Raw genomic sequence first — 25736 nt, 5'->3', positions numbered from 1 at the left:
CTGCGCGCGTCGCCGTCAGGAGCCATCGATAACCGTCCCGTACACCTCGCCGAGTTCGCGCATCTCGCCCTCGCCGACGAGGTAGTACGTCGTCGCTTCCACGCGGTTTCGCCACATCGGGTGCGTCCCATCCGCCAAGTCGATGCCGACTTCTCCGGCGTGAATCAGGTTCGCCGCCCCCTGTGCGAGCACGCCCGCGAACGGCGAGTCGTACGCGTCTCTGACCGACCGAAACCGACGGACTGCGCGTCGCTTCGCTCGAAACGTCCGACCGGAGTCGTAGCCGGTGTCGCCGGGTGAGACGCCGAGTTCGTCGAGAGCGAACTCGTGGCCGCGCCTCCCGAGGAGGGCGATAGCCGACTCGACGACCCGCTGGACGGTGTGACCGTGTCGGTGCCCGTCGGGGCCGTAGTCGCGCCGGTAGTCGCTGTCGAAACATATCGAGAGGAGCTCCCAGCGCGCCGCGCCGTACGGCGTCTGTTGGCCGAGGTCGCGCTCGTCGCTGATTCGGTCCCGCACCTCGCTCGCCGTCGGAAACGTCGCTATCGACTCGGTGAGCGTCGTCAGCGCCGAGTCGAGCGCGTCCGCGTACGAGCGCGCCTCGTCGCCGAGACCCTCTCGATAGCGGTCGCGGTAGTACCGCGCGTTGGCGAGGCGCTGTTCGGCCTGCAGGTAGGCCGCGTTCGCGTCCGCGACCGCGCCGTCAGTGAAGTCGTCGCTGGCGGTCGTCGTCTCGCCGGCGAACCGCTTTCGGTACCGGGAGTTGAACCGGGCGAACGCGAGTTCGCGCTCGACGAAATACAGATACGCGAGGTCTCGCGAGGGGTCCGAGACGGCGTAGTCGCCGACGGAGTCGAGGACGGCTTCGGCACTCGACCGGATGGCCCGCCCGCGGTCGGCCAGTCGCTCCGGGTCGGCCTCGTCGAGGACGAACGTCGCGGCACCGACGACCTCACCCGCGAACGACAGTCCGATAGTCGCGTACTGTAGTCGCTCGTGCGCGTCGGACGCCGATTGGGCCGAATCCAGCCACCCACCGGAGGGGTCGCCGTGGTCGAGCGAGAACCGCAACTCTCGCGGCACCGAGTCGAGGTCGACCCGTTCTTTGAGCGTCTGCGCCCGCTCGACGGTCCGTTCGAGTCGGTCGACCGCTTCGTCGGCGTGCGCATCGGAGACCGCCGGTCGCCACACGTGTGCCGGCGGGTTGGGATACAGCGTCGTCAGCCAGTCCGTTATCGGGTCGGGAAGCCACGTCGGCCTGAACCAGCCGACGCCACCGACCGCTCCCGCGCCGCCGACGAGACCGAGCAGTTGGCGACGCGAGAGCGAGGAAGGGCCGTCGAGGCGAGGCGCGTCGGAGGGCGAGTCGGAATCGGTGTCGGTGTCGTCGCGGGCGCGGGCGACCTCGGAATCGTCGTCCGCGGGAGGAACGTCGTCGGGGGACACACGCCGGAGTTCCGAATCAGCCCGTGTAAACGTGTCGGGTGGCTGTCGACTCGGCGCGAACGTGGCCTACGTCCAGCGGTCGAGTCCGGTCTGGGTGACCGACTCCTCGATGCGCTCGAAGCCGCGGCGAACCTCGTCGGGGTCGACCTCCCACGTCTCGGTGACGAACTCGCGGGCGGCGGCCACGTCCGGGTCGATGTCGGTGTCGTAGTCGTAGTCGTCGGTGACCGGTGGGTCCAAGAAGAACTCGCGCACCCGGTCGGCGTTGGGGATGCTGTCGCCGCGGGCTTCGAGGACAGACCAGAGGTCGCCGTGTTCCGTGACGACTTTCACGGCCGTCTTCGGGCCGATTCCCGTGATGCCCTCGTTGAAGTCGGTCCCGCAGAGCATGGCGATGTCGACGAGTTGCTCGTAGGTGATGTCGTGGCTGTCGAGCGTCGCGTCGAGGTCCATCAGCTCGGGGTTCCCCTTGCTCGTGAGCTGTCGGAGCGTGTAGGGCGCGCCGAACAGGAGCGTGTCGTAGTCTTCGCTCCCCACGTAGTCGGCGTCGCCCCTGCGGGCCATGTAGGACGCCTGCGCCTCGCCCTCGGCGGGCGCTTCGACCACCGGCACGTCGAGAAGCGAGAGGAGTTCGCGGCTGGTGTCCTGAATCGTCTCGGTGAGCCGCTGGGTCCGGGCTTCCATCCGGGCGGCCTCGGCCGCGTCGCCGGCCTCGCGCGCCGCTTCGAGGCGTTCTTCGGCCTTCTCGCGCTGTTCGCGGCGCTTTGCAACCTCGTCGTCTTTCATCTCCGTGACGCCGCCGTCGAAGACGAACACCGGCGTCAGGTCGTGTTCGAAGAACTTGGGCAGTCCCTGGACGATGCCGACGAGATTGGCGACCTCCTCGCCCGCGTCGGTCGTGTACTTCTCCGAACTCGTCCACTTGACCGTCGTCGTGAGATAGCGATACAGCCAGTTGTGGGCGTCGACGGCGACGACGCTCCCGGCCACCTCGTCGAACGACACCTCGGAGAGCGCGGCCAGCGTCCGCAGGTCTGCGTTTCCCATTTGCTCGGCCTTCGGGGGCCGAGGGTTTCAATCGACCGAGTGTCGTCGAGGCGGGACGCGGCCGTCGGCGTCGTCCCCGTCGCCGGTCACGACGACTCGACGACTCCCGGCGGCTCCGCGGCCTCGCGCTCAGCGAGAAACGCCCGCTCCGGGTCGCCGAGGTCGCGGTCGCGGTAGCGGTCGAGGCCGGACTGGTACGTCTCGCGGGAGACCGCGGCGGGCGCGTCGGCGGGGCGCTCCAACACCAACTCGGCGACGCCCGTCTCACGGCCCGTGAAGCCGAACCCGGCCTTGTGGCACGCCTCGTAGGCGAAGGGGTTGTTCGCGGCGATGCGGACCGTCTCGTAGCCGCGGTCGGCGGCGGCCTCGCAGGTCCGACAGAGGAGGTCGGGGCCGAGCCCGTCTCCCCGTCGGTCCCGCCGGACTGTGACGTACCGGAGCCAGAGCGTCGTCGGGTCGGTCCGGTCCTCGTTGAACGCGACCGCGGCGACCACGTCCTCGGCCAACGGCGGCAGAGCGTCGGGACCGCCGGTCGGCGCGGGTCGGTCGTCGTCGAGGGGTGGAAGGGACTCGTCGGGGTCGCGGAGCACCGTCTTGCCCGTCGCCGCGGTGACGAACTTCCCCGCGTAGGCGAACCGCCGGTAGTCGAGGCGGAGTCGCGGGCCGTCTTCGGGCCACCCGAGCAGGTCGAACTCCATGGCCGAGGTGGGACCGCCGCGCGCAAGAACCTTCCCCGGCGGGGCCGTGGCGTCTGCCATGCACGGCGCAGGCGACGTTCGGTTCTTCGACCGCTTCGCACCCGTCTACGACCTCGTGATGCCGCCCGCCGACCCCGGCGCGCTCGCCGACGCCCTCGACCGCGCCGACCGCCCCGCCGAGCGCGTCGTCGACATCGGCGGCGGCTCCGGGCGGGCGACCCTCGCGCTCGACGTTCCCAAGCGAATCGTCCTCGACCGCTCGGCCGGGATGCTCCGCCGGGCGCGCCAGCGGGGCCTCGACTGCGTCCGCGGCGACGCCCGAGACCTCCCGTTCGCCGACGACGCCCTCGATGCCGTGACCGTCGTGGACGCCTTCCACCACATGCCCAATCAGCGGGGCGTCGCCGAGGAGGTCTTCCGCGTGCTCGCGCCCGGCGGGGTGTTCGCCGTCAACGAGTTCGACCCCGAGACGCTCCTCGGGCGCGGACTCGTCGCCGCCGAGCGCGTCGTCGGCTTCGGGTCGGCGTTCGCCGCGCCGGACGAACTCGTGCGCTTTCTCGAACGCGTCGGGTTCGATGCCGACGTGGTCGAACGCGGCTTCGAGTACACGGTGGTCGGAAAAAAGCGGGAGAGCCATTAGGGGGGCGACGAATCCACGCCTATGGCAACCTCGACGTCGTTCTTAGAGGAGCGACTCGATGCCGGGGCGTTACCCATCGCCGTGGGCGACGTGCTCGCCATCTTCCTCCTCGTCACCGTGGGCGTGATTCAGCACAACGGAGTGTCGTACCTCTCGGCCGACCCGGTCGGGTGGGTGCTCACCGCGGTCCCGTTCCTCATCGGATGGCTCGTCACCGCCCCGCTTTTGGGCGCGTACTCGCCGGGCGCGGCCGAGTCGGCGAAGTCGGCCGTCCCGCTCGGCGTTCGCGCGTGGCTCGCGGCGACCGTCATCGGCATGGCGATTCGCTGGACGCCGCTTTTCGAAGGCGGCGTCGAACTCACGTTCGTCGCGGTCATGCTGGTGCTCGGCTCCGTCGCGCTCGGCGTCTGGCGGACGCTGTACTTCAAACTCGTCTGAGCGTCGAACGCCGAGCGCCGAGTTCCGGCCTCCGAACCGCACCGAAGGACCGACCCAACACGAATTTTCTGTCGGCCGTCCCCGCTCGACCCGGAGTCAGGCGGGCGTCGGCCGCCGCCGCAACAGCGTCACGCCGAGGAGCGTCGCGGCCGCCGCGAACCCCGCGAGGACCAAGAACAGCGCCGTCGAGTCGGCGACCGTGAGGATGTAGCCGGCGATAGCGCCGCCGAGCGCGCCGACGCCGAACACGCCGAGGTAGGTAAAGCCGTACGAGAGCCCCCGCAGACCGGCGGGCGTGTACTCCGCGACGGTGGCTTGGTAGAACGGCTGAACCATGAACAGGAAGAAGCCGAGGAGCGCACAGATGGCGAGGAGCGGGCCGACGCCGAGACTCGCCACGGGGAGAAAGGCGACGGCGATGACGGCGAGCGCGCCGAAGCCGGCGACGATGCCGCGTTCGGTTCTGATGCGGTCGGTGAGTTTGCCGCCGACGTACTGCCCGAAGACGCCGACCGTCAGGAGGCCGGCGTAGACGAACAGTTCCACGTCGAGCGTCGGCGCGCCCCCGGCCGACCCGGACGCGGGGGCGACGGGGAGGAGTTCGGAGACCGGAATCGGCTCGATGCCGATGACGGAGCCGAGGAGGTCCGGGAGGAACGTCGTGACGCCGCGGTAGTACAGCCCCGAGAACATCACGAGCGCGAAGACGAGCGCGAACCCGCCGGCGAAGAGATGCTTCGACTGCGAGACCAGTTCGGCGAGCGAGGAGACGCCCGCGCCGGCCTTGTCGTCGCCCCCGGTGTCGCCGCCGTCGCCGGTGACGCCCCCCTCACCGCCGTCAGCCGCGGCGACTGCGGCCTGCTCTTCGAAGTTGGCGCGGGTGGCGAGCGCGGCGGCCGCGAGCGCCGGGAGCGCGAGCACGCCGGCGACGAGGTGCCAGTCGAAAAACAGCAAGAGGAGCGCGGTGAGGAAGGGGCCGAAGCCGATGCCGAGGTTCCCGGCGATGCCGTGGTAGGCAAAGCCCGTCCCGCGTTCCTCGACGCCGGTGCTGATGAGGCGGAGTCCGGCGGGGTGGTAGACGCTGGCCGCGGCACCCCAGACGACGAGCGCGAGGGCGACCACGACGAGGTTCGGCGACAGCGCGAGCAGGACGAACGACCCGGCCATCCCGACCAGACAGGCCACGATGAGGCGCTTCGAGCCGACGCGGTCGACGAGGATGCCGCCGGGGAGCGCTCCGAGCCCGAACAGCGAAAAGCCGAGACCGGCCATCACGCCCAGCGAGGCGGTCGTGACGGGAACCGTCGCCAGACCGAGGTCGATGCTGGCGAACTCGCCGAGCCAGATGGCCACGAAGATGGGGATGGACAGTTCGTACGTGTGGACCATTCCGTGGGCGAGCATCACCAGCGCGACGATGGAGCGGTCATTGCGGTTCACGTCTCCGGCCACGGTACCGACTCCCATAACCGTGTGGAGTTCCGGCAGACGACGCGAGCGCCGGCCCGACTGTTCGAACGAGAGGCACAATCCACAGTATCGGATTTGTGATGTTCTCTCGGGACTACAACCCCGCCGTTGTCTTGCGATTATCGTTCTATAAGTTATGAGAACGTTATCAGAAGGCCACAAAGAGAATATCAGTCATCTATGGGAAAGAATTATACCACTTACGTCCGTAGTATTGTATATATTATGACCGGATATTACGACTACATTCTTGGGCTCATCCCGCTCGCACTCCTCGGCATCACCGGCACGCTTACCGTCGCCGGGTTGCAGTTGACCACGGCAGTGCCGATGGCCGCGGGCGTGTCCGCGCTCCTCACCGGCCACGCGCTCTTCGTGAACGGGCCCTCGTCGCCGTCCCCGTCCCGCCTCGACGAACACGCCGGTCCCAACGCCGCTGACGCGCCTTCTCCGTCGGTCCTCGACGCAGACTAATCCCCAACCCGCGCCCACCCGACCGGTTCGCCGGCCCGCAGGGTTTTGACCGCAGGTCTCGTTTTTTCGACCATGACAGCGACGTTGTTCCTCACGAGCGACGAGGTTAGTGGACTGGCGACGCCGACCGAGTACGTCGAGGCCGTCCGCGAGGGCTACAGACAGCGCGGCGAGGGTGCGCCGGCGGAACCGCGGACGAAGCTGTTCAACCGCGAGCCGCCGGGCATGCTCACCTCTTATGCGGCCGTGCTCCCGGAGACGGGCGCGATGGGCGGCTACATGTACTCCGCCGGCTTCGGCGCGGAGGACGCGTGGTTCATGACGCCGCTTTTCGACGCCGAGAGCGGCGAGCCGCTGGCGCTCCTCGACGGCGCGAGCATGAACCCCTTCAAGACCGGCGCGGCCGGCGGCGTCGCCATCGACGCCCTCGCCCGCGACGACGCCTCGACGCTCGCGCTCATCGGGAGCGGCGCGCAGGCCCGCGGCCAGCTTCGGGCCGCCGCGACCGTCCGCGACCTCGACACCGTCTGGGTCTACTCGCCGACGAAGGAGAGCCGCGAGTCGTTCGCGGGCGAGATGGACCGCACGCTCGACGCCAGCGTCGCCGCCGTCGCCTCCAGCGCCGCGGCCGTCGAGAGCGCGGACATCGTCGTCACGGCCACGACCGCCACGGAGCCGGTGTTCGACGGCGACCTGCTCGAACCCGGCACGCACGTCACCGCGATGGGTCAGTATCACCCCGAAAAGCGCGAACTCGACGAGACGACCATCGAGCGCGCGACGTACGTCCCCGACCTCCGCGAGCGCGCCACGATGGACGCCGGGTCGTTCCTCGCCGCCGTCGAGGCCGGCGTCGTGGACGAAGACCACATCCACGCCGAACTCGGCGAGGTCGTCGCGGGCGTCACCGCCGGCCGCGAGGACGACGAGGAGATAACCGTCTTCGACAGCGGCGGCACGGGCATCGAGACGGTCGCCGCGGGGCACATGCTCTACGAGAAGGCGCGCGAGGAGGGACTCGGGACGACCATCGACTTCTCGCCGGCGAGCGAGTCGCTCACCGGTCAGTAGGCCCTCAAATCGTCAGCCGCGCCACCCGCTCGGCCCCGGCGAGGACGACCGGGACGAAAGCCAGCGCCCCGACGCCGACGACCGCCGGGACGACGACGCCCGGCCAGAACGCGCCCAGCTCGGTCTGTGCGAACGCGCCGAGGAGCGCCGTCCCACCGACGACGAGGCTGTAATAGGCCGACCGAATCGGGAGCGTCGGCAGGTGGCCGGGCCGCGGCCACGACCCGGTCCGGACGTAGCCGCCGCGGAAGGTGCCGACGGCGACGGCGCTCACCGCGAGGGCGGTGAGGCCGGACAGCGACACCGCGGCTCTGGGCGTCGCGAAAAGCAGGAACCAGAGGGTCGGAATCGCCAGTACCGACACCTCCCACGCGGCGAAAAACACCTGGTCGAGCCAGCGGTCGACCCGCTTTGTCGCCTCCGAGAGCGCCCTCCGCATCACGACTAGACGTAGGTTTCGGGCGAGTAAACGGTTTCTCCGGCGGTGGCGGCGAAGGCGGTCTACTGCAGTCGGTACCGGAGGACCGCCGCGATGCCGCCGAGGTTCTTCAACTGCTCGCCGGGCTGGAACTCCGCCGAGAACACGGTGACCTCGCCGCCCTTCTGTTCGACCGAGTCGATGATGTCGTTGACGTCCACGTCCCAGTCGCCGTCGCCCTGTCGCTCCGCGCGGAGCCGCGAGTCGAGGAGAAGCAGGTGTTCGACCGCGCCGAACTCCGTGGCCTCCGCGACCTGTTCGACGCCGTAGGCCGCCTTCGCGCCCGTCGAGATGTTCTCCATCAGCTCGTCGATGAGGTTAGCCTCCTCGGCGATGCGGGTCTGTTTCTGCACGTCGTCGACCGCGCCGCGCTTCAGCACCTCGTGGACGCCGCGGTCACCGACGCCGGCGGTGTCGACGGTCGTGACGATGGTTTCGGCGACGGCGGGGAAGTTGTCCTCGAAGTAGTCCATCGCGTCGTTCTTCGTGAAGCCCGGCCCGGCGAGGATGATGGCGTCCACGTCGAGGTGCGACAGCGCGGAGCCGAGTTCGTCGAACAGTTCCGAGCGCGGGCGGGCGTACTCGCCTTTCCCCGTCGGCTTCGTGAGCGAGGCGTACTCCTCGGTGCCGTACTGGGCGACGGTGTGGATGTAGGCCGCGCCCTCCTCGACGGTCGCGATGGCCACGTCGGGGTTCTCGGCGGCCTGTTCGGCCGTCTCGATGCGGTCTATCTGGTCGGCCTTGAACTGCTTCTCGATGGTTATCTCGGCGCGCTCCTCGACGTTGAGCGTGTGGTGGTGGCCGAGTTGGTCCTCGCGGGAACAGGAGACGATGACTCCGCCGATGCGGAGGCGGTTGGCGAAGCGGGCGAACTCCACGTCGTCGACCTCGATGGTGACGTTGAGATGCTCGCGCTCGCCGCCGGTGTCCCGCATCTGCTCGTCGTCGCGCTGGATGCGACGGGTGGTGTCGCCGGAGACGAGGTCACCCGGTTCGAGGACGTACGAGAGGTGCCAGAGGTCGTCGACGTTCTCGGGGACGAGCGTGATTCGCTCGCGCCCCTCCTCGCCGCGACCGCGGCTCGAAATGCGCATACACGTCCGGTCGTCGGGGAACGGAAAAGAGTCCTGCTATCGCGGTCACCCGGCGGCGGTCGGCGTCGCCGGTGGCAACGCGGCCGTCACCCGGCGTCTCGCCTCGCTCACCACCCGGTCGACTGCCGGCCCTTGCCGGTGGCGTCGGCGAAGCCGCGCGCCCACAGGTAGTACGTCATCACCTGCACGTAGAACAGGACGAAGAAACCGACGACGATGGGCGAGAGGACACCACCGATGGAGCCGAGCACGACCGCGACGACGAGCGCGATCAACCACGCGACGGCGTACTCGCCGGTGAGCGCGCCCGAGACGATGGTGCGCACGTCGAAGCCGGCACCGAGGTTCCCCTCGATTGCGAAGTTCGCCCCGGCGGCCGGTCCGAGGTAGGCCGCGAGGAGACCGAGCACGAACACGAGGAGGCCGAGGACGAGCGAGGCGATACCGAGCCCGAGGCCGCCCGCAGAGGACGCCGCCGCGCTCCCGGTCGCCGCCTCGGAGACGGTGAACGTGCCGATGCCGACGATGATCGAGAGGAGTATCGCCGGGACGATAGCCACTAACGCCCAGACGAACGTCACCACGAACAGTTTCAGGCCGTCGACGAACAGCCCGCCCCAGTCCGTGAACGAGGGGGCGGCCGGCTCGCCGTTCGCGGCCGCCTGCATCGCCCTGACGAAGTAGCCCTGCAGGATAATCCCCGGAAGTATCAGCACAGAGAGCAACGAGAGAACCCCGCCGATAATCGTCGTTGCGAACCAGTCGTCGCTTCGCTTGAGAAACCACAGCGCGTCGGAGAGCATGCCGTGGTGTCGCGTCGCTATCGGCTTAGATATTCCGTCGAAAAATCGAATTCTCGCTGACAGTTCAGACCGCGGGCTGTTCGCCCGGCGTCTCGCCTTCGTCCATCATCTCGATGTCGTGGAGTTCGCCCCACGCCCTGCCGATGATGTAGTAGGCGGCGACGGCCGCGTAGAACGTCACGAACGCCCCGACGACGAAGCCGAGAAGCGGGATGACGTTCAGGACGCCGACCACGATGGACGACGCGAACAGCACCGCGAAGGACATGAGCCACGCGGTGGCGTACTTGCCCGAGGTCAGGATGGGCCGGAGCGTGCCGAAGTCGAACGCCGCGCCCATGCGGTCGGTCTCGGCGTAGTTCGACAGCGCCGCCGGGATGAGGTACGCGGCGAGCAGGCCGAGGACGAACGCGAGCAGGAGGCCCACGAGCGCCACGATACCGCCGACCGCCCCCGCGGCGTCGGAGCCACCGGCCGCCGCACCGACGATGCCGGCGAAGCCGAACACGCCCGCGATGATTGCCGGGACGAGCGCGTAGACGAACGCGATGGCGAAGCCTTTCACGCCGTCTATCGCCATGTCGCCCCAGTCGTCGAACACCGGCGGTTGCTCGTCCCCCTTCATCGTCGCGCGGACGACGCGAAGGAGATAGCCGATGACGAGGAACGTCGGGACGATGAGGATGCTCAGCAGGCCGAGGACGCCGCCGATGAGGACCGTCTTTACCCAGTCGTCACCGTTTCGAAGGTAATTGAGTGATTCTGAAATCATGATGTTTCACCGAGCGCCACCACCCGCCCACCGGCCGTTCGACCGGATGCGAACCGCGGGTTGACACACACGCTCGATGCAACATTACGACGAGAAAGTATATAATCTTGTACCCGACGCGTCCGAATAATTGAATATTAAGCCGTCTATCGTCTGATTACCGGAAGGCGACGGTGGTGTTCACTCGTCGACGATATCGCTCCCGCCCGGCGGGAGGAACTCCTGAATCTGGTCGGGAGACGCGATTTTTCTGACGAACGACTTGTCGGCGAACCGCTCGCGGAGCCGGCGATAGCACAGCTTCGCGGCGTCGTTCTGGGCGTACTGCCCCGGCGTAAGCGTCAGTGTCGTCTCCGCGCGCGGTTCGATTGCCGACGGCGGGCCGCCGATGACGCGCGTCTCGTCTTCGCACTGGATGCCGACCGCGACCTTCGCGGGCACGTCCTCGAAGTACTCGCGGTCGCCGCGGACGACGAAGCTCCCCTTTTCGATGTACTCGCCGGATTCGGGCGTCTTCGACACCTGCGAGGGCTCGACCATGTAGGCGTCGTCGGCGAAGCGGCCCTCCTTCCAGATGGATGAGTACGAGACGGCGAACTGCGCGGCCTCGCGGAGCGTCTCCTCGGAGAAGTCGACCGCCTGCGCGGGCTCGCTCGGCCCCGTCGCCTTCAGGAGCGTGACCGGCCCGCCGTGGGCCTGCGTGTGGAAAAAGCGGTCGTGCTTGCTCATGTACTTCTTCACCAACTCCTCGTTTTGGTCGGCGTTGCGGCCGCCGACGACGAGGTAGCCGCTGGAGGTGTGGAACCAGCGGAACCGCTCAAACCACTGTTCTGTGGACTTGACCGGGACCGAATCGAGCGCGAGCCAGTCCGTCTCCTCCGGCTCTTCGTCCTCGTCTGCTTCGTCCTCGTCGTCGTCGTCGGCCTCCCACTCGTCGCGGCGCTTCTTCACGGCCGCGAGCTCCTCGCGAGTGTCCTCGATGGCGGCCAACGCGCCCTCTTTTTTCTCCTCGATGCGCTTGGCCTCGGTGTAGAGGCGGTCGGCGTTCTTCTCGACGCCCATCGACACGTCGAGGGTGACCGTCGCGTCGTCGAGGTCGACGGTGACCGTGCCGTTCGCGCCGTCGACGTTCGTGACGGCCTCGGCCTCGGGGATACCCTGTTCGGCACCCTCCGCAAGCGTCTCGCCGATGTCGTCCCACGGGACGCCCTCCTCGCGCGCGCCGCGGACGGTCGACAGCACGTCGTCGACGAAGTCGTAGTTGGCGTACAGCAGTTCGGCGCGCTCGCGCTCGTCTTGGGCCTGCTGTTCGAAGCCCTCTATCGCGCCCTCCTGCTGGTCGATGATGCGCTGTTGTTTGGCGATTTGCTCCGCGAAGTTCGGGCGGTCGGAGGTCGCCTCCTGCTCGTCGGCGGTCAGGTCGAGCCGGAAGAAGTACTCGTCGAGCGCGTCGTTGAACGTGTCGTAGGCCTCCTCGTCGAGTCCGGCGTTCTGGTGTTCGCGCAGGGGGAAGGGCGTCACGTCCACGACGTCGCCGTCGTCGAGGTAGAGCCGCGGGTCGAACTCCCCGGACCGCACCTGCTGGCGGAGGTCGACGATGGCGTCGTAGATGTCGTCGTAGTCGTCGTCGGTGGCGTCGGCGATGTCGAGGGTCTTCGCCACGCCGGCGCGGGTACACAGCTCCTCGGCGTAGAGGCCGCCGAGGTTCAACTGGGTCGCGAGCGTCCGCACCACGTCGGTGTCGGACTGCTCCATGTTCCGGCCGAGGGCGTCGCGGCTGACGGTGAGGGGGTCGAGCCGCGAAGCGGGGTACTCGTACTGCGACCCCGGCGCGACCGTCCGCGACTTGAGCCGCACCGTCTCCAGACTGCGGACGACTTCGCCCGTCTCGTCGAGCACCGCGATGTTGCCCTGACCGAACAGCTCGACGACGATTTTCGTGTTCTCGTCGCCCCGCTCGAACGTGAACGTGAGGATTCGGTCGAACTCGTACTGCTCGACGCCCGCGAAGTCGGCCCCGCTGAGCCGGTTTCTGAGCATCATCGCGAAGTTCGGCGGCCGACCGGGGGCGTCCGGAACGTGCTCCTGTGCGGCGAGGTGCGCGCGCTTTATCTCGCCCACTTCGAGGAGGAGTTCGAGCCGACCGCGGTCGAAGTCCCGCATCTTGAGGCGAAGCAGGTCGTCGCCGTAGAGGTACGCCTTGTCGACCTTCGCGCCCTCGTACCGGTTCAACTCGGTGACGAGAGCCGCGAGGTCGACGCTCGTGAGTTCCCGCTTCGGGTCCATGGACTCGCCTTTCGGCGGCGAACGAAAAGGGGTGTCGTTTCCGCGGATACGACGCCCGTCCGAATCGGGGAGAAGACTCTTGTCAATCAGTCCGAATGTGTCCGGTGAATGCGTCCTCGTACCCTCGCGCTCGCCGCCCTCGCCCTCCTCGTCGCGCTGGCCGCGCTCCCCATGGGGAGCGTCCCCGCCGAAGCGCGACCCCCGCCCGAGGCCGTCTGCGGCGTCTGCGGCGAGACGTTCCAAGAGGCGGGGAGCGACGCCGGCATCCCGCTCACCGTCGAATCGAGCACGCTCCGGGTCCGCGTCAACGACGACGGGAGCGGCACGTGGACCGCCCGCATCGACCTCGACGACGGGTCGGCCGCGACGTTCCGCGAGAGCCCCGAACAACTCGACCGCGTCGTCCGCCGGACCTTCGAGGACTACCACGTGTTCACCGACGACCGCCGACGCCTCGAAACCCGGATGGACGGCGACACCGCGGTCGTGACCTTCGAGGTACCCGACATGGCGTCCCGCGGCTACGGGGACGTGCTGGTCGTGGATTACTTCCACGACGACGGGGTCAGGGGCACCGTCTACGTCGACGCCGACCGCTTCGCTATGACCGGTCCCGAGGGGTCGTCGCTCCTCACCGCGCCCTCCGAGGCTCGGACCAACTCGACGACCGCCGTCTGGAGCGCCGCCGATGAGGGCGCGTCGAGCATCGGGAGCCAGACGTACCTCACGTTCGGCCCCGACGCGGGGCTGGCGACCACGGCCGCGGCCTACGCCAGCCTCGCCGCCGACTCGGGGCCCGGCATCCTCACGAACCTCGCGTGGGTCGCGTTCGTCCCGACGCTCGCGCTCATAATCGGCGTGCTCCTCGTCCGGCACGTCGACCGCCGGTTCGACGACGAACGCGGCGCGGGCCGCTTCGGCCCCGTCGTTGCGGGACTCGGCGTCCTGTGGGGGCTCTGCCTCCTCGTCGTCAGCGCGTTCTCCGGGAGCGTCGCCGCGATGGCGTGGCTCCTCGCCGTCCAACTCGTCGCGCTCGGCGTCGTCTCGACGGTCCGCCCCGAGGCGCTCGGCTTCCGCGGCCTCGTCGCCGCGACCGTCGGGCCGCAGGTCGCGGTCGCGGTCGTTACCGCCGTCCTTTCGGGACCGAGCCCGTGGGTCTCGGTCAGCGCGCTCGCGTTGGAGACCGCCGTCCTGCTGTTTCTACCCCTCGGCTACGCGGCCCGGCGCGACGGGCACACGCGCCCGCTGTCGCTCGCCATCGTCGCCGCGCCCGCGGTCTTCGCGGTTCCGCTGGTCCCCTTCGGCGGCTACGGCGTCCTGTTCGTCGGGCTTCTGCTCGTCGTCTGGGTGGTGGTGACGCTGGCAACCGGGTCGCTCGTCTACCGACTCGGCTGGGCGCTCGGCGGCGAGTCGACTCGGGGTCAGGCCGACGACAGCACGCGACCGGCGACGTAGCGCCCCCCGAAGCCGAGCGCGAACCCGATACTCGCGAGGAGTCCGCCGGCGACGAGGCCGGTCGCGACCCCCTGCCAGAGCCCCATGCTCGGCGTCGTCAACTCGGCCGCGCCGAGCGCCGCGAAGAAGCCGAGCACCGGACCAGCGCCGAGCGGGAGCGCCCCGAAGACGCCGTCGCCGCGAAGCGCGCCGACCGCGCCGCCACCGAGCCCGAGGACCGCGACGGGCCACAGTCGAAGCCCGAACGGATACGACAGCGGACCGACCGCGTCCGGTGGGAGGTGCGTGACGAAGACGAGCGCGAAGAGGGCGATGCCGCCCAGTCGATGCTGTCGGACGGGCGCATCCTCGTGGCCGACGAAGAACCTGTCGAGCGCGCTCACGCATGTTAGTCATCGGAACGACATGATAAACCTCGCTCCGCAATCGTCAGGTAGACCCCCACGGAACTGCCCCCATGAGCGAACCCGATGTCCGCGTCGCGGTCACCGAGGGCGAGCGCGACGACGCCTTCGCCGTCCGCAAGGCCGTCTTCGTGGACGAACAGGGCGTCGACGAGGAACTGGAGTGGGACGAACACGACGACCCCGACGCCGAGGCCGTCCACTTCGTCGCTTACCGCGGCGGCGACCCGGTCGGCGCGGCCCGCCTGCGCGAGTACGAACCCGGCGTCGGCAAAGTCGAGCGCGTCGCCGTCCTCGAATCAGCCCGCGGCGAGGGCTGGGGGCGGCGACTCATGGAGGCGCTCGAAACCGAAGCGCGCGAGCGCGGATTCGACTCGCTCGTCCTCCACGGCCAGACGACCGCCGAGGGGTTCTACCACGGCCTCGGCTACGAGACGACGAGCGACGAGTTCGACGAGGCCGGCATCCCACACGTCGAGATGCGGAAGTCGCTGTAGCCGACGCGGACGCCTAATCCTCCGAGACCGACGTCTCGACCGGCCGACTCCGGCGGTCCTCCCGGAGCTGGAAGCCGTCGGCCTCCTCGCGGGCGAGCAGTTCGCGCTGGGGGTAGGGTATCTTGATTCCCTCGCGGTCGAACGCGAGTTTCACGCTCCGAAGCACCTCGGCTTTCGCCTGCGCCCGGCGCGGGGCCGAGGGGTTCGTAATCCAAAAGCGCAGTTGGAGCCCGATAGCGGAGTCGCCGAACGTCGTCGGCATCACCTGCGGCTTCGGCACCCCCTCGACGAACTTGAGGTCGGAAAGCGCCCCCTCGGCCACCGACTCGGCGTGTTCGATGTCCGCCTCGTAGTCGATTCCCACGTCGAGGCGGAGCCGGAGTCGGTTGCGCTTCGTCCGGTTCGTTATCTTCGCGTTCGTCACGCGGTCGTTGGGGAAGACGACCGTCTCGCCGTCGGCGTTGCTCAGGCGGGTGTTGATGATGGTGATGTCGGTGACGATGCCCTCGGCGTCGTCGATTTCGACCCAGTCGCCGAGTTCGAACGGCCGGGAGAACATCAACACGAAGCCCGCGATGAGCGAGCCGAGGGTCTGTCTCGCGGCCATCCCGACCACGATGCCGAGGAAGCCCGCCCCGACGAGCAGGCCGCCGATTCTGACCTGCCAGACCGTGAGCGCCGCCATCCCGACCGCGAGGAGGACGACCAGTTGGAGGACGCGGAAGACGATGCCCTGCTGGTGGGCGTTGATGTTGTCGGAGGCCGTCGCGTACGAGTCCAGTTCCGCTTCGAGGACGTTCGTCCCGACGAGCGCCCCGGCGAACAGCGCGACCGTCGCACCGAGTTTGGCGGCGTTCGGCACCGCGACGGCGAGCACTTCGGCGAGGTCCGCGGCGACACCGGTGTACCCCCAGAGGAGAAACAGCGACAGCGCCGCGCCGACGAACACCGCGAGCTGGAGCGTCCGAACGACGACCGTCGCGGGAAACAGCCACGCGGCGTCGGCAACGGCGTCCGGTACCCGCGGGTGGGCCAACACCCGCGTTCGGAGTTCGGCGGTCGCCCGCGAGACGAGCCGCGGCGCGAGAAAGACCGCGATGCCGAGCGCGAGCGCAACGAGCGCCGCCGAGATGCCGAGTCGTTCTTCCGTCGAAACGAACTGTGCGAGCGTCGAGCGGAGGTCCTGAAGCCACGTCGCCGCCTGCCCCGAACCCGCCGCACCCCCCTGTGGTGCCATGCGACCGAGTGCGGTGGGTCAGACGGTAAAAGCGTGACGGAGCGACACGCAGGAGTGAGAATCGGAGGTGTGCGTCGTCGGCTACAGCCGCTTCGACACGTACGGCCCAGTCCCACCTGTTTCCGAGACTCACTTCGCTCGTCTCGCAAAAATCTGTCTTCGGGAGCGACTGCGACCGAAGGCTCGTGAGGCTCAGCCTCACGGTGGACCAAAAAACTGGTGCACAGTCTACAACCGCTTCGACACGTACGGCCCAGTCCCACCTGTTTCCGAGACTCACTTCGCTCGTCTCGCAAAAATCTGTCTTCGGGAGCGACTGCGACCGAAGGCTCGTGAGGCTCAGCCTCACGGTGGACGAAAAAACTGGTGCACAGTCTACAACTGCTTCGACACGTACGGCCCGTCTTGGTGGTAGCCGAGTTTCTCCTTGTAGTACTGCCGGACGCCGATACCCGAGATGACCGAAATCTTGTCGTAGCCGGCGTCGCGGGAGAGTTCCTCGGCGTGGGCGAGGAGCTTCTTCCCGTAGCCCTTGTGTTGCCAGTCGCCGTCGGCACCGATGCCCGCTTCGGAGCCGTAGACGTGGAGTTCGCGGACGAGCGCCGCGTCCTGAAGCTCGCGGCGGACGGGGTTACCGGGGAACCGGAGCCGACAGAAGCCGACCAGCAGGTCCTCGACGGGGTCCTCGAACGAGATGAACTGCTCGGTCCCGCCGGCGACCTCGTAGGTCATCACGTCGAGTTCGATGCGGTCGGGGTCCGGGTCAGCCTCGTTCATGCCGACCTCGCGGGCGCGGATGTCCCGCTGGACGATGCCCCGTTCCTCGGCGCGCTGGGCGGCCAGTTGCCGGAGGTTGGACTTCCAGACGCCGGCGTCGATGAAGTCCGCGGGGATGTCGCGCTGGACGCGCTGGAGGCGGGTGTACTTCGGAATCATGCCCATGACTTCCGCGACGATGTCGGCGGCCTCCTCGTTGTTCAGCGGCTCGTACTCGTCGCGCCGCCACATGTCGTAGGTGACGGTGTCGCGGACGATGAGCGTCGGGTAGATTTTGAGGTAGTCGGGCCGCCAGTCGCTGTTTTCGAACAGCTGACGGAAGTCCTCCAGACACATCTCCTCGGTCATGCCCGGCTGGCCGGGCATCATGTGGAAGCCGACCTTGAACGCCGAGTCGCGGAGGCGGCGGTTGGCGTCGATGGAGGCCTGCACGCCGTGGCCGCGGTGCATCTCGCGGTTGATGCGCTCGTAGGTCGTCTGGACGCCGACTTCGACCTTCGTCGCGCCCAAATCGAGCATCCGGTCTATCTGCTCGGGGTCGCACCAATCCGGCTTCGTCTCGAACGTCGTCCCGATGTTGCGGATGTCGTTCGTCTCGTTCTCGGCGATGACGTCCTCGAGATACTCGAACTCGACAGCCTCGGGGTCGGGCTTGAACGACCGGTCTTCCGCGGGTTCCGGCTCCTTGTCGAGGTCGTAGTCGTTCATGGCTTCGAGCGCCCGCTTGACGAACCACTCTTGGTAGTCGTGGCTCCGGGCGGTCATCGTCCCGCCCATCAAGATGAGTTCGACCTTGTCCACGGGGTGGCCGATGTGTCGAAGCTGTTCGAGGCGGAGCGTCACCTGCCCGTAGGGGTCGTAGTCGTTCTGGACGCCGCGGGCGGCCGCGGGTTCGTGGCCCGTGTACGACTGCGACGAGGAGAACTCGCTGGCGGGCCCGCCGGGACAGTAGAGACACTTCCCGTGGGGGCACATGTGCGGCGAGGTCATGATGGCGACCGGCGAGACGCCGGAGGCGGTGCGGACGGGCTTACGCTGGACGACCTCTTTGACCTCCTCGCGGCGGTCTTCCGGTGCGTACTGTAGAATCTCGGCGTTCTTCGGCACCTTCGGCGAGGAGTGTTCCGAACAGGCGTCGAGCTTTGCGGATTCGAGGTCGTCGCGGTCGACGTCGCCCGCGAGGATGCGCTCGACGAGCGCCTCGCAGGTCCGCTCGAACGCCTCGGACTCCGTCTCGGTCTCGGCGCTCACGGACACACCTTCCGTTCGGCGACGTGGTGGCGGTTCATGGGCGCGAATCGGGTCGTTTCGTGGATAAGCGTGTCGCTCGGGAGGCTGGAATAGGGCCCTCCGTCGAACCGCGCGAGGAGGAGTCTGGAGTGCGGCGTAAACAGCCTCGGGCGCGGTGGCCCGAGGCTTTTGTAATTCCCTCAGCCGTGTGCTAGCACTCCCTGTTCCGCGAGGGAACGGGATGAGATTGGGCGGCTTACGCGCCCCGACCCGGACAGACGCACCAACCGAACTTGTGGTTGGGTTTTGTGAGTCCGGTAATTCGTCGTGCTACCGTCTAGTTTCGCCTTCTCGCGCCACGCGATATTCACTGACGCATTCCGGTCGGCGTGGTCTTGCATCACGTCACACTCGTCGTTCGTACATCGGAACCGCCGTCCCTGCCGACTCCCACGCTCACCACAGCACGAACACGTCTTCGAGTTGTAGTACGCATCCACCGTGTCCGTGAGAATCACCCGCCACGTCGCCTTGTACGAGACGAACTTCTCGAACTTGTGGAACGGCAGTTTGTGCAATCGACGGTTCATATACGACCCGTACTTGATTTCGTCGCGGATGCCGCTCATATCCTCGAACACGATAACTGGGTTCGGGAACTGCTCTGCGAACTCCACGACAGCACGGGAGAGTCGGTGCAACACCCACTCGGTGAATCGTTCCTCCTTGTCACCGAGTGTCCGGTGGACACTCGTCTTGCCGTGTTCTTGACAGCGAGTGGTGATGGTGTGATAGCGTTGACGTTCCTGCTTGACTCGTCCGTAGTCGAGGACGAGCGTGCCTTTTGTTCGCATTGTGTCGCGGTCGAGGGCGGTGAGAGCGACGTTGCGCTCGTTGATGTCCACACCGACGAGCGTGTCGCTGGTGTCGGGTTCGGGCACGTCGAACCCATGTGTGACCGTGACGTGTAGGTAGTACACGCCATCGCGGTACAGGAGTTCGGCCTGCCCAACATCCACCTCATCCGATGTGAGAGCGTCTCTGAGTTCGTCCATAGCGTCCGACTCACCTCGCAGGTGTCCGTTCACCGTCTTGTAGGGTTTCGGGCTGATGCGGACGTGAACGCGGTTCGTGTCGTCCACGGTGAGGCGGTAGCCTTCCGTGTGCGCCATCACGAGCGGGTACGCACCAGATTTGTCCGTACTCGGCGGAGTCGGTTTCCCTCCGTCAGGGTCGTCTTGATTCTCCCACCAGTCTTTGAGCGATTGGTAGGAGTCCCACGTTTGGAGGGCTTTGCCGACGACTGCGCACTTGTTGTTCCGCAAAAAGTCGTCGCGGTCAACCTCTCGCTGTATCTCGGTGCGATTGTACCCTCGCTGTTTGAGGCGGATGGTTTGGTTGAATATCTCGCGTGAGGCGAGGCGGGCGTCGTGAAGCCACGACCGTTCACCAGACGCTATGTGAAGGCGCGTCTGAATCGTCTTCGTGGCTTCTTCACCCATACATTGACAATCGTTTCATATTATCATAAATATAGGGGTTAGGGATGGAGGAGTACCGCAGTCATGCATATTCGGTTAGTTCCTGCAAGTATCACTTCGTTTGGTGTCCGAAGTATCGACACCCTATTCTCAACGTGGTTGAAAAAGATGTACGAGAGTTGTTCGCGGAGACTGCCGACCACTTCGGGCATGAAGTTCTGGCGTTGGAGATAGCAGACGACCACGTACATCTGTTCGTCCAGTCCGACCCGAAGTACAGTCCAGCCGACATCGCTCGACAGTTCAAGTCGTATTCTGGCAAGCACTTGCTGGAACGACATCCCGCGATTCGGGAGTCGTATTTCTGGGGCGGTGGATTCTGGAAGGTTGGGTACTACGTGGGGACGACGGGTGCGGTGTCGGAAGAAGTGGTTGAACGGTATATCGAGGAAACGGAACACTAAGCCTAGTGTCGGGCTTCACCCCCGACCCCGGTGGGCCGGGGAACTCGCCCTTGCTGGTTGTTTAGAACTGCTCGGCGGCGGCGTCGAGGACGGCTTCGAGCGCCTCGTCGCGCGCGCCGGTCAGGAACTCGATGCGACCTTCGCGGATGCCCGCGGCGGCGAGCCCGGCGGCGGGCGCGTTCTCGGCGGCCGACTCGACGACAGCGCGGAGGTCGAGGTCGCCCGTGGCGCGCAGGTAGAGCTCGTCCATGCCGAGCGCGACGGTCACGAAGGCGTCGCCCTCGCGGGTGCGGCGGTGGAGTTCGTCCACGAGCAGGCCCGTCGGTGGGAAGTCGAAGCGGTGACTGTAGGCGTCGGAGTCGAGGACGGCCGCGGAGATGGCACCGACCTCGCGGCGTTCGAGGTTCGCCTGCGCCGTCTCGATCTCGTCTTCGAGCTTGATGCGGAACTGCTCGGAGACGTGGCCAGCGAGGCCCTCGTCGGCGTCGAACAGCAGGTCGGCGATGAGTTCGCGCTTGTCCTGATACGACTGGTAGTAGGCCTCCAGCGCGACTGCCTCGCGGAGTTCGCGGACGCGGTCGGCGTCGAAGCCGTGCGACTCGGCGAGGTCGAGGTACTGCTGTGGGCAGTTCTCCCAGTAGCTGACGGCGGGGAGGTGCGACACGTCGTCGCGCACGTCGTCGTTGACGGCGACAGAGAGCGTCGAGGCGAGCGCGCCGACCGAGAGGTCGCGGGCGTCGGCCCCCTCGCGGGCGGGGTTGACGAGCACGTCGACTTCCTCGGCGACCTCGTCGTCGGCGGGCGCGGCGTCGACGACGACGCGCTCGGAGCCGTAGACGCCGAGCAGACCGAGGCCGTCGAGGGACTCGGCGGTCGAGCCGGCGCCGAGGAGGAGCACGAGCGGGAGCTTCTCGTCGTGGCGGTCGCGGTCTTCGAGCATCCGCGTCACGTCGTTCGTGGCGGCGTCCATGCCGTAGACGGCCTCTTCGAGCGGTCGGCGGGTGAAGTAGTGGTACTCGGCGTCGTCGCGGGAGTGCTCCTCGCGGATGAGCGGGAGCACGGCGCGCTCGACGGCGGCACCGGCGACGTAGCCGTCGGCGGTGGCCGTATGGCGGACGACGATGGGGTGCGATTCGAGGACGGCGCGGCGGATGGCCTCCGCGGCGTCGAGAAGCGACTTGCCGACGGCGGCGACCGGCTCGTGGGCCGCGAGGGGCGCGACGGCGTCCGGGCGAGCCTCGTCCGAGAGGGCGTCCGCGAGGCGCTGGGCCACGGTGTCGGCCTCGTCGCCGTCGAGCATCGTCAGCTCCTCGGTCTCTATCTGGAGTTCGCCGCGGCGGCGCTCGACCTCGCCGTCGATGCGGACGTAGTCGCCCACTTCGACTTCGGGGTACGCGCGGACGCCGGCCTCGACGAAGGCCGCGCAGTCGGCGATGGCCGTCTCGTCGCGGAGTTCGAACACCGTCGGGCCGCCCGTCTGCCGGACGCTGGCGATTTCGCCCTCGACGCGAATCACGTCGCCGACGCGGTCGTCGATGCTGGCGAGCGTCGCGCGCTCGACCTCGGCGTCCTCTGCGTCCTCGGCGTCAGCCCCGGCCTCGGGTTCCTGCTCGACCTCGGCGTCGGCGTCCTGTTCGGGCTCCGATTCGGGCTCGGCCTCGCTCTCCGGTTCCGCTTCGACGTCCTGCTCGGACTCGCCGTTGGCGGCGATGTCGTCGACGACGTCGCCGGCGGTCGGCGCGCGGTCCTCGTCTCCGGCGGCGGACTCGGACTCGGACGCGACGTCCTGCTCGGGTTCCGGTTCGGGTTCGGCTTCTCCCTCCGACTGCGAGCCGGCTTCGGAATCGGAGTTGGCTTCGGACTCGGAGTCGGCGGTCTCGGACGACGTGCTCGCGCCGGCGGGCTTCGTCGTCTTGCCCGTCTTCGGTCGCGTCTTGATGGTCGACGGACCGCTACTTTCGGACCGCTTTTCGACGGGGTCGCCGTCGGCGTCGCCGTCGGGGTCGTGGATGCGAGCGCCGCGGAACTCCGAGTCGGACTGGCGAATCGACCAGCCGAGGTCGATGTTGCCGTTGTCGCGGACGTTCTTGACCTGGACGAACACCTGGTCGCCCGGCTCCCAGTCGAGGGATTCGAGGCGGCGGTCGAGTTCGCTACGGTGCAGTAATCCAGTCACGTTCGAAGCGAGGTCGACGAAGACACCGAAGTCGGCGTAGCCGTCGACGGTGCCTTTGTAAAATCGGCCGGGGACGAGCTGGTGGGGGCTATTGCCCCGGAATTCGAACCAGACGTCCTCCTCGTGCGTAATCCAATCCATTGCGTTGAGCAAACAACCCCTGACTAAAACGATTGTCGAAAAACGCTCAGGCGAGATTCTCGGGCTCCCGGGCGAGAAATCGGGGCTCAGTCGGTCGAAACGGCGGAAATTCGGAACGCGTTCGCCTCAGACGAGCGCGAGCGCGGCGGCGAGTTCCGAGACGGCGCGGAAGCCGCCGAAGGCGTAGCCGAAGACCACGCCGGCGGGGACGGCCGCCGCGACCGCGGCCTTCGGCACCGTCGTCTGGTGGACCTCGCTGATACCGACGACGAGGAGCACCGCCCCGTAGCCCGCACACAGCGCGCGGACGCCGGGAATCGGGAGGCTGGCGAAGGCGCACGGGGCGGCGGCGTAGGCGATGACCTGCACGGTCTCGCTCACCCCCGCGCGGCGGGACAGAAGCGGGATGAGAAGCGCCGTCTGGATGGCCGCCGTCAGGTGGAGCAACGCCGGGGCGACGAACAGCGCGACGACGAGCAGGGCGACGAGCGCCGACACGAGCGGGCCGCCCTCGATGGCCGGAATCGTCGCCGGCGCGAGGGCGAACCCGAGGCCCTGATAGACGAGCGCGACCGCGATGGCGAACACGAGCCCGGGGGCTTGGTCGCCGGGGGCGACACCGTCACGGAAGAACTGGCGGGGGCGAACGACCACGGCGACCCACGCGCGGAGGAGGCCGGTCAGCCCGCGGTCGCGGCCCTCTCGTCGGGTTTCGACCCAAGTAGTCACGCTAGCCTCTAGTCCCGCCGGAGGGTATGACAGTTCCGGCACCGTGCCTCGTAGGACTCCTCCGCGCCGACGAGGATGGTGGGGTCGTCGACGTGCGCGGGCTCGCCGTCGATGAGCCGCTGGTTCCGGGTCGCCGGCTCGCCGCAGACGGTGCAGATGGCCTGTAGCTTGTCGACGTACTCGGCGAGCGCCATCAGCTGGGGGAGCGGGTCGAACGGCTCGGCGCGGAACGTCTGGTCGGTCCCGGAGACGACGACGCGCTTGCCGTCGGCGGCCAGCGCCTCGCACACGTCGACCAGCTCGGCCGAAAAGAAGTTCGCCTCGTCGATGGCGACCACGTCCTCGCCGTTGAGTTCCTCGGCGATCTGCCAGATTCCCTCGCCCTCGGAGGGGACGACGCTCGCCTCCCACGAGCGCCCCGCGTGCGAGCCGACGGTCGTCTCGCCGTAGCGGTCGTCGAGCTGGGGCTTGAACACCGAAATATCTTGGCCGGCGATTTCGGCCCGGCGGAGTCGTCGGAGGAGTTCCTCGGTCTTCCCCGAGAACATCGACCCGGAGATGACCTCGATCCACCCGCTCTGCGTGATGGCGTGCATATCCTGACTGGGGGACGAGGAGGGTCAAAACGGTTGTTCATCTGCCGCGACCGTCGGAGTCGCGACCGGTCGCCCCCGCGGGCCGACGCCGCGGGCGGGTCGGGGTGAATGGGCGACCCGTCGCGGCGATTCAGTCGTCTGCGCCGACGTTTTCGACGCTTTCGAACGTCGGCGGTTCCGGCTCGATGTTGGCGTAGACGACCGCGTCGCGGCCGAGTCGTTCGACCCGCTCGCGCAGGTCATCGCTCGCGATGTCGTCGCCGTCGAACGACGAGGAGACGCGAGGCATGGCGACCTGATGGGGGAGCACCCACGAGTTCAGCGACCGGCAGATGGTGCGCAGGTGTTCCAGAGCGGTCACGGGGAACGAGCCGCCGGCGACGGCGAGCAGGCCGACGGTCTTCTCGCCGAACTCGTCGAAGCCACAGTAGTCGAGTGCGTTTTTGAGGACGCCGGAGTACGAGCCGTGGTAGACCGGCGTGCCGAGGATGACCGCGTCCGCGCCGTCGACGACGCGGACGAGTTCGGCCGAGTCACCCTGCTCGTCGTAATCGGCGTCGAGCGGCGGGAGGTCGTACTCGCGGAGGTCCACGAGCTCCGTCGTGCCGCCGGCGGCCGACGCGCCTGTGAGGGCGTGTTCGAGCGCCAATCGGGTGTAGCTGTGGTCGCGGAGACTGCCGCAGACGGCGACCACGTGGGGCTGTGTCATATCCAGTATCTCCGCGACACCCTGAAAACCCCGTCGGCCGCAGTCGGGTGCACCGGCTGGGCACAACACACACCACGCCGGGCCGCGAACACCGACCGTGAACGTCGTCTTCCACGTCTCCAGCGCCGACCTCGGCGACTGGCGACACGCCATCCGCAACGTCCGAAACCTGCTCGGCGACGAGACGGTCGAGACGGGTGAGGTCACCCTGCTCGCCAACGGCGACGCGGCGCTCCTGTTCCTCGCCGACTCGCCCGTCCGCGACCGTCTCGACCCGCTTTTCGAGGCCGGCGTCCGGTGTTGCGCCTGCCGGAACTCGCTCGACGGCCGCGGCGTCGATGCCGACCGACTGGCCGACGGCGTCGAGGTCGTCCCCTCGGGCGTCGGCGAACTCGTGACGCGACAGGCGGCGGGCGACGCCTATCTGAAGGTGCCGTAGGCGTCGGCGCGCGTCACCCCGAATCGACGAACTCCCGGAGCACCGTCGCCTCGGATTTTCGGAGTAGCTCGCCGGCCGTACTCGTCGAGCAGTCGAGCGCGTCAGCCACGTCCGCGACCGACCCTTCGCGGGGGATTTCGTAGTAGCCGGTCGCCACCGCGGTCTCCAGCGCGGCCCGCTGTCGGTCGGTGAGTTGCGAGGAGGACCGCCGCCGGTCGAAGGGCCGCACGCGCTCGACCGTGAGGTCGCCGAGCGCCGCGATATCGTCGTAAAACGCGCTGAGCGCCGACACCTCGCCGACAGCCTCGAACCGGACGGAGCCGGTGGCGTGGAACACCACCGGCGGGAGGAATATCACTCGGGAGTCGGCGATGACCTCGAGAAGCGGGTCCGCGAACTCGTAGTCGCGCTGGTGGAGGAAGCCGTAGGTCCCCGCCGCGCCCTCGACGAAGTGCGCCCGAACGAGCGAACCGACGCCCGAAACGAGTGCGTCGGCCGCGTCTCGGTCGCCGTCGAACCAAAACAGCGTCGTCGCGTCGGCCGTCGGACTCCACATCAACAGCTCCGCCCGGTCGACCGGCGAGTCGCGCATCATCCCGCGCTGGAGCGGGTGGACCAGTCGGTCCGGGTAGTCGACCGAGAACTGAGCGTGTTTCATTCCGTTTCGGTCGACCGTTTTTCCGT

Annotated in this window: 26 protein-coding genes; 8 read left to right on the top strand and 18 right to left on the bottom strand. The window is 67.9% G+C overall.

What is annotated here, in order from left to right; translation table 11 throughout:
• Positions 1-15: 15 nt before the first annotated feature.
• The 3 genes from ACFQI8_RS01555 to ACFQI8_RS01545 form a co-directional block, all read right to left on the bottom strand.
• Positions 16-1446: a transcriptional initiation protein Tat gene (locus tag ACFQI8_RS01555; RefSeq protein ID WP_390242400.1), complete on the bottom strand. Its 1431-nt coding sequence runs from the start codon at positions 1444-1446 to the stop codon at positions 16-18.
• Between the two features lie 66 nt (positions 1447-1512).
• The gene (gene fen / locus ACFQI8_RS01550; protein WP_390242398.1) at positions 1513-2493 is read right to left on the bottom strand and encodes a flap endonuclease-1; all 981 of its coding nucleotides are present in this window, start codon (positions 2491-2493) and stop codon (positions 1513-1515) included.
• Positions 2494-2579: 86 nt separating this feature from the next.
• The gene (locus ACFQI8_RS01545; RefSeq protein WP_390242963.1) at positions 2580-3191 is read right to left on the bottom strand and encodes a GNAT family N-acetyltransferase; all 612 of its coding nucleotides are present in this window, start codon (positions 3189-3191) and stop codon (positions 2580-2582) included.
• A gap of 58 nt (positions 3192-3249) precedes the next feature.
• On the opposite strand from ACFQI8_RS01545, the gene ACFQI8_RS01540 reads away from it, so the two are divergent.
• Together ACFQI8_RS01540 and ACFQI8_RS01535 are read left to right on the top strand one after the other, a co-directional pair.
• Entirely contained in the window at positions 3250-3831 is a 582-nt protein-coding gene (locus ACFQI8_RS01540) for a class I SAM-dependent methyltransferase (protein ID WP_390242396.1), read from the top strand.
• Positions 3832-3852: 21 nt separating this feature from the next.
• Positions 3853-4269 (top strand): DUF3054 domain-containing protein, encoded by a 417-nt coding sequence (locus ACFQI8_RS01535; RefSeq protein WP_390242394.1) that lies wholly within the window; start codon positions 3853-3855, stop codon positions 4267-4269.
• 96 nt (positions 4270-4365) lie between these two features.
• On the opposite strand, the gene ACFQI8_RS01530 is transcribed toward ACFQI8_RS01535, so the two are convergent.
• Positions 4366-5736 (bottom strand): MFS transporter, encoded by a 1371-nt coding sequence (locus ACFQI8_RS01530; RefSeq protein WP_390242392.1) that lies wholly within the window; start codon positions 5734-5736, stop codon positions 4366-4368.
• Positions 5737-5964: 228 nt separating this feature from the next.
• On the opposite strand from ACFQI8_RS01530, the gene ACFQI8_RS01525 reads away from it, so the two are divergent.
• Both ACFQI8_RS01525 and ACFQI8_RS01520 read left to right on the top strand, forming a co-directional pair.
• On the top strand, positions 5965-6213 hold the full coding sequence (locus ACFQI8_RS01525; RefSeq protein WP_390242391.1) for a DUF8015 family protein: 249 nt from the start codon (positions 5965-5967) through the stop codon (positions 6211-6213).
• 72 nt (positions 6214-6285) lie between these two features.
• Positions 6286-7284, top strand: a complete 999-nt coding sequence (locus tag ACFQI8_RS01520) for an ornithine cyclodeaminase family protein (protein WP_390242389.1) — start codon at positions 6286-6288, stop codon at positions 7282-7284.
• A gap of 4 nt (positions 7285-7288) precedes the next feature.
• On the opposite strand, the gene ACFQI8_RS01515 is transcribed toward ACFQI8_RS01520, so the two are convergent.
• From ACFQI8_RS01515 to rqcH, 5 genes are all read right to left on the bottom strand, one after another.
• A complete protein-coding gene (locus ACFQI8_RS01515) occupies positions 7289-7723 on the bottom strand; it encodes a hypothetical protein (RefSeq protein ID WP_390242387.1) in 435 nt (144 codons plus the stop codon).
• Between the two features lie 62 nt (positions 7724-7785).
• Positions 7786-8856 carry an mRNA surveillance protein pelota gene (locus tag ACFQI8_RS01510; protein ID WP_390242385.1) on the bottom strand — a complete coding sequence of 357 codons (1071 nt, stop codon included), beginning with the start codon at positions 8854-8856 and terminating at the stop codon, positions 7786-7788.
• 107 nt (positions 8857-8963) lie between these two features.
• Positions 8964-9659 (bottom strand): DUF4013 domain-containing protein, encoded by a 696-nt coding sequence (locus tag ACFQI8_RS01505; RefSeq protein ID WP_390242384.1) that lies wholly within the window; start codon positions 9657-9659, stop codon positions 8964-8966.
• 64 nt (positions 9660-9723) lie between these two features.
• Complete coding sequence (locus ACFQI8_RS01500; RefSeq protein ID WP_390242383.1) at positions 9724-10431, bottom strand: DUF4013 domain-containing protein; 708 nt, start codon at positions 10429-10431, stop codon at positions 9724-9726.
• Positions 10432-10611: 180 nt separating this feature from the next.
• The gene (gene rqcH / locus ACFQI8_RS01495) at positions 10612-12717 is read right to left on the bottom strand and encodes a ribosome rescue protein RqcH (RefSeq protein WP_390242381.1); all 2106 of its coding nucleotides are present in this window, start codon (positions 12715-12717) and stop codon (positions 10612-10614) included.
• 108 nt (positions 12718-12825) lie between these two features.
• On the opposite strand from rqcH, the gene ACFQI8_RS01490 reads away from it, so the two are divergent.
• Entirely contained in the window at positions 12826-14172 is a 1347-nt protein-coding gene (locus tag ACFQI8_RS01490; RefSeq protein WP_390242380.1) for a hypothetical protein, read from the top strand.
• On the opposite strand, the gene ACFQI8_RS01485 is transcribed toward ACFQI8_RS01490, so the two are convergent.
• Positions 14139-14555 carry a hypothetical protein gene (locus ACFQI8_RS01485; RefSeq protein ID WP_390242379.1) on the bottom strand — a complete coding sequence of 139 codons (417 nt, stop codon included), beginning with the start codon at positions 14553-14555 and terminating at the stop codon, positions 14139-14141. The genes ACFQI8_RS01490 and ACFQI8_RS01485 overlap by 34 nt on opposite strands.
• Positions 14556-14629: 74 nt before the next feature.
• On the opposite strand from ACFQI8_RS01485, the gene ACFQI8_RS01480 reads away from it, so the two are divergent.
• Positions 14630-15073, top strand: a complete 444-nt coding sequence (locus tag ACFQI8_RS01480; RefSeq protein WP_390242378.1) for a GNAT family N-acetyltransferase — start codon at positions 14630-14632, stop codon at positions 15071-15073.
• A 13-nt stretch (positions 15074-15086) separates the two neighbouring features.
• Here the strand turns inward: ACFQI8_RS01480 and ACFQI8_RS01475 are convergent, their stop codons facing one another.
• The 3 genes from ACFQI8_RS01475 to ACFQI8_RS01465 form a co-directional block, all read right to left on the bottom strand.
• Positions 15087-16310 (bottom strand): mechanosensitive ion channel family protein, encoded by a 1224-nt coding sequence (locus ACFQI8_RS01475; protein ID WP_390242377.1) that lies wholly within the window; start codon positions 16308-16310, stop codon positions 15087-15089.
• Positions 16311-16685: 375 nt separating this feature from the next.
• Entirely contained in the window at positions 16686-18344 is a 1659-nt protein-coding gene (locus ACFQI8_RS01470; RefSeq protein WP_390242375.1) for a tRNA uridine(34) 5-carboxymethylaminomethyl modification radical SAM/GNAT enzyme Elp3, read from the bottom strand.
• Between the two features lie 173 nt (positions 18345-18517).
• Positions 18518-19819 carry an RNA-guided endonuclease TnpB family protein gene (locus ACFQI8_RS01465; protein WP_390242374.1) on the bottom strand — a complete coding sequence of 434 codons (1302 nt, stop codon included), beginning with the start codon at positions 19817-19819 and terminating at the stop codon, positions 18518-18520.
• A gap of 44 nt (positions 19820-19863) precedes the next feature.
• Here ACFQI8_RS01465 and tnpA point away from each other — a divergent pair, with 44 nt between their 5' ends.
• A complete protein-coding gene (tnpA, locus tag ACFQI8_RS01460; protein WP_390242373.1) occupies positions 19864-20262 on the top strand; it encodes an IS200/IS605 family transposase in 399 nt (132 codons plus the stop codon).
• A 61-nt stretch (positions 20263-20323) separates the two neighbouring features.
• Here tnpA and recJ4 read toward each other — a convergent pair whose 3' ends face one another.
• The 4 genes from recJ4 to ACFQI8_RS01440 form a co-directional block, all read right to left on the bottom strand.
• On the bottom strand, positions 20324-22579 hold the full coding sequence (recJ4, locus tag ACFQI8_RS01455; RefSeq protein ID WP_390242371.1) for an exonuclease RecJ4: 2256 nt from the start codon (positions 22577-22579) through the stop codon (positions 20324-20326).
• Positions 22580-22705: 126 nt separating this feature from the next.
• Positions 22706-23233: a YIP1 family protein gene (locus ACFQI8_RS01450; protein WP_390242962.1), complete on the bottom strand. Its 528-nt coding sequence runs from the start codon at positions 23231-23233 to the stop codon at positions 22706-22708.
• Between the two features lie 83 nt (positions 23234-23316).
• Entirely contained in the window at positions 23317-23904 is a 588-nt protein-coding gene (locus ACFQI8_RS01445) for a thymidine kinase (RefSeq protein ID WP_390242370.1), read from the bottom strand.
• A 130-nt stretch (positions 23905-24034) separates the two neighbouring features.
• The gene (locus ACFQI8_RS01440) at positions 24035-24613 is read right to left on the bottom strand and encodes an NADPH-dependent FMN reductase (protein ID WP_390242368.1); all 579 of its coding nucleotides are present in this window, start codon (positions 24611-24613) and stop codon (positions 24035-24037) included.
• Between the two features lie 97 nt (positions 24614-24710).
• On the opposite strand from ACFQI8_RS01440, the gene ACFQI8_RS01435 reads away from it, so the two are divergent.
• Positions 24711-25052, top strand: a complete 342-nt coding sequence (locus tag ACFQI8_RS01435; protein ID WP_390242366.1) for a DsrE family protein — start codon at positions 24711-24713, stop codon at positions 25050-25052.
• Positions 25053-25065: 13 nt separating this feature from the next.
• Here the strand turns inward: ACFQI8_RS01435 and ACFQI8_RS01430 are convergent, their stop codons facing one another.
• Positions 25066-25710, bottom strand: a complete 645-nt coding sequence (locus tag ACFQI8_RS01430) for a helix-turn-helix domain-containing protein (RefSeq protein ID WP_390242365.1) — start codon at positions 25708-25710, stop codon at positions 25066-25068.
• Positions 25711-25736: the final 26 nt, after the last annotated feature.

It is taken from the genome of Haloferax chudinovii, from assembly GCF_042663345.1.
In the GTDB taxonomy this organism is placed as follows: domain Archaea; phylum Halobacteriota; class Halobacteria; order Halobacteriales; family Haloferacaceae; genus Haloferax; species Haloferax chudinovii.
This window is presented reverse-complemented; position numbering and strand designations above follow the sequence as displayed.

Excerpts from the sequence above, each read along its gene's own strand:
- fen (WP_390242398.1), bottom strand. The coding sequence starts at position 2,493 with ATGGGAAACGCAGACCTGCGGACGCTGGCCGCGCTCTCCGAGGTGTCG.
- ACFQI8_RS01545 (WP_390242963.1), bottom strand. The coding sequence starts at position 3,191 with ATGGAGTTCGACCTGCTCGGGTGGCCCGAAGACGGCCCGCGACTCCGC.
- ACFQI8_RS01540 (WP_390242396.1), top strand. The coding sequence starts at position 3,250 with ATGCACGGCGCAGGCGACGTTCGGTTCTTCGACCGCTTCGCACCCGTC.
- ACFQI8_RS01535 (WP_390242394.1), top strand. The coding sequence starts at position 3,853 with ATGGCAACCTCGACGTCGTTCTTAGAGGAGCGACTCGATGCCGGGGCG.
- ACFQI8_RS01530 (WP_390242392.1), bottom strand. The coding sequence starts at position 5,736 with ATGGGAGTCGGTACCGTGGCCGGAGACGTGAACCGCAATGACCGCTCC.
- ACFQI8_RS01525 (WP_390242391.1), top strand. The coding sequence starts at position 5,965 with ATGACCGGATATTACGACTACATTCTTGGGCTCATCCCGCTCGCACTC.
- ACFQI8_RS01520 (WP_390242389.1), top strand. The coding sequence starts at position 6,286 with ATGACAGCGACGTTGTTCCTCACGAGCGACGAGGTTAGTGGACTGGCG.
- ACFQI8_RS01515 (WP_390242387.1), bottom strand. The coding sequence starts at position 7,723 with ATGCGGAGGGCGCTCTCGGAGGCGACAAAGCGGGTCGACCGCTGGCTC.
- ACFQI8_RS01510 (WP_390242385.1), bottom strand. The coding sequence starts at position 8,856 with ATGCGCATTTCGAGCCGCGGTCGCGGCGAGGAGGGGCGCGAGCGAATC.
- ACFQI8_RS01505 (WP_390242384.1), bottom strand. The coding sequence starts at position 9,659 with ATGCTCTCCGACGCGCTGTGGTTTCTCAAGCGAAGCGACGACTGGTTC.
- ACFQI8_RS01500 (WP_390242383.1), bottom strand. The coding sequence starts at position 10,431 with ATGATTTCAGAATCACTCAATTACCTTCGAAACGGTGACGACTGGGTA.
- rqcH (WP_390242381.1), bottom strand. The coding sequence starts at position 12,717 with ATGGACCCGAAGCGGGAACTCACGAGCGTCGACCTCGCGGCTCTCGTC.
- ACFQI8_RS01490 (WP_390242380.1), top strand. The coding sequence starts at position 12,826 with ATGCGTCCTCGTACCCTCGCGCTCGCCGCCCTCGCCCTCCTCGTCGCG.
- ACFQI8_RS01480 (WP_390242378.1), top strand. The coding sequence starts at position 14,630 with ATGAGCGAACCCGATGTCCGCGTCGCGGTCACCGAGGGCGAGCGCGAC.
- ACFQI8_RS01475 (WP_390242377.1), bottom strand. The coding sequence starts at position 16,310 with ATGGCACCACAGGGGGGTGCGGCGGGTTCGGGGCAGGCGGCGACGTGG.
- ACFQI8_RS01465 (WP_390242374.1), bottom strand. The coding sequence starts at position 19,819 with ATGGGTGAAGAAGCCACGAAGACGATTCAGACGCGCCTTCACATAGCG.
- tnpA (WP_390242373.1), top strand. The coding sequence starts at position 19,864 with ATGGAGGAGTACCGCAGTCATGCATATTCGGTTAGTTCCTGCAAGTAT.
- recJ4 (WP_390242371.1), bottom strand. The coding sequence starts at position 22,579 with ATGGATTGGATTACGCACGAGGAGGACGTCTGGTTCGAATTCCGGGGC.
- ACFQI8_RS01445 (WP_390242370.1), bottom strand. The coding sequence starts at position 23,904 with ATGCACGCCATCACGCAGAGCGGGTGGATCGAGGTCATCTCCGGGTCG.
- ACFQI8_RS01440 (WP_390242368.1), bottom strand. The coding sequence starts at position 24,613 with ATGACACAGCCCCACGTGGTCGCCGTCTGCGGCAGTCTCCGCGACCAC.
- ACFQI8_RS01430 (WP_390242365.1), bottom strand. The coding sequence starts at position 25,710 with ATGAAACACGCTCAGTTCTCGGTCGACTACCCGGACCGACTGGTCCAC.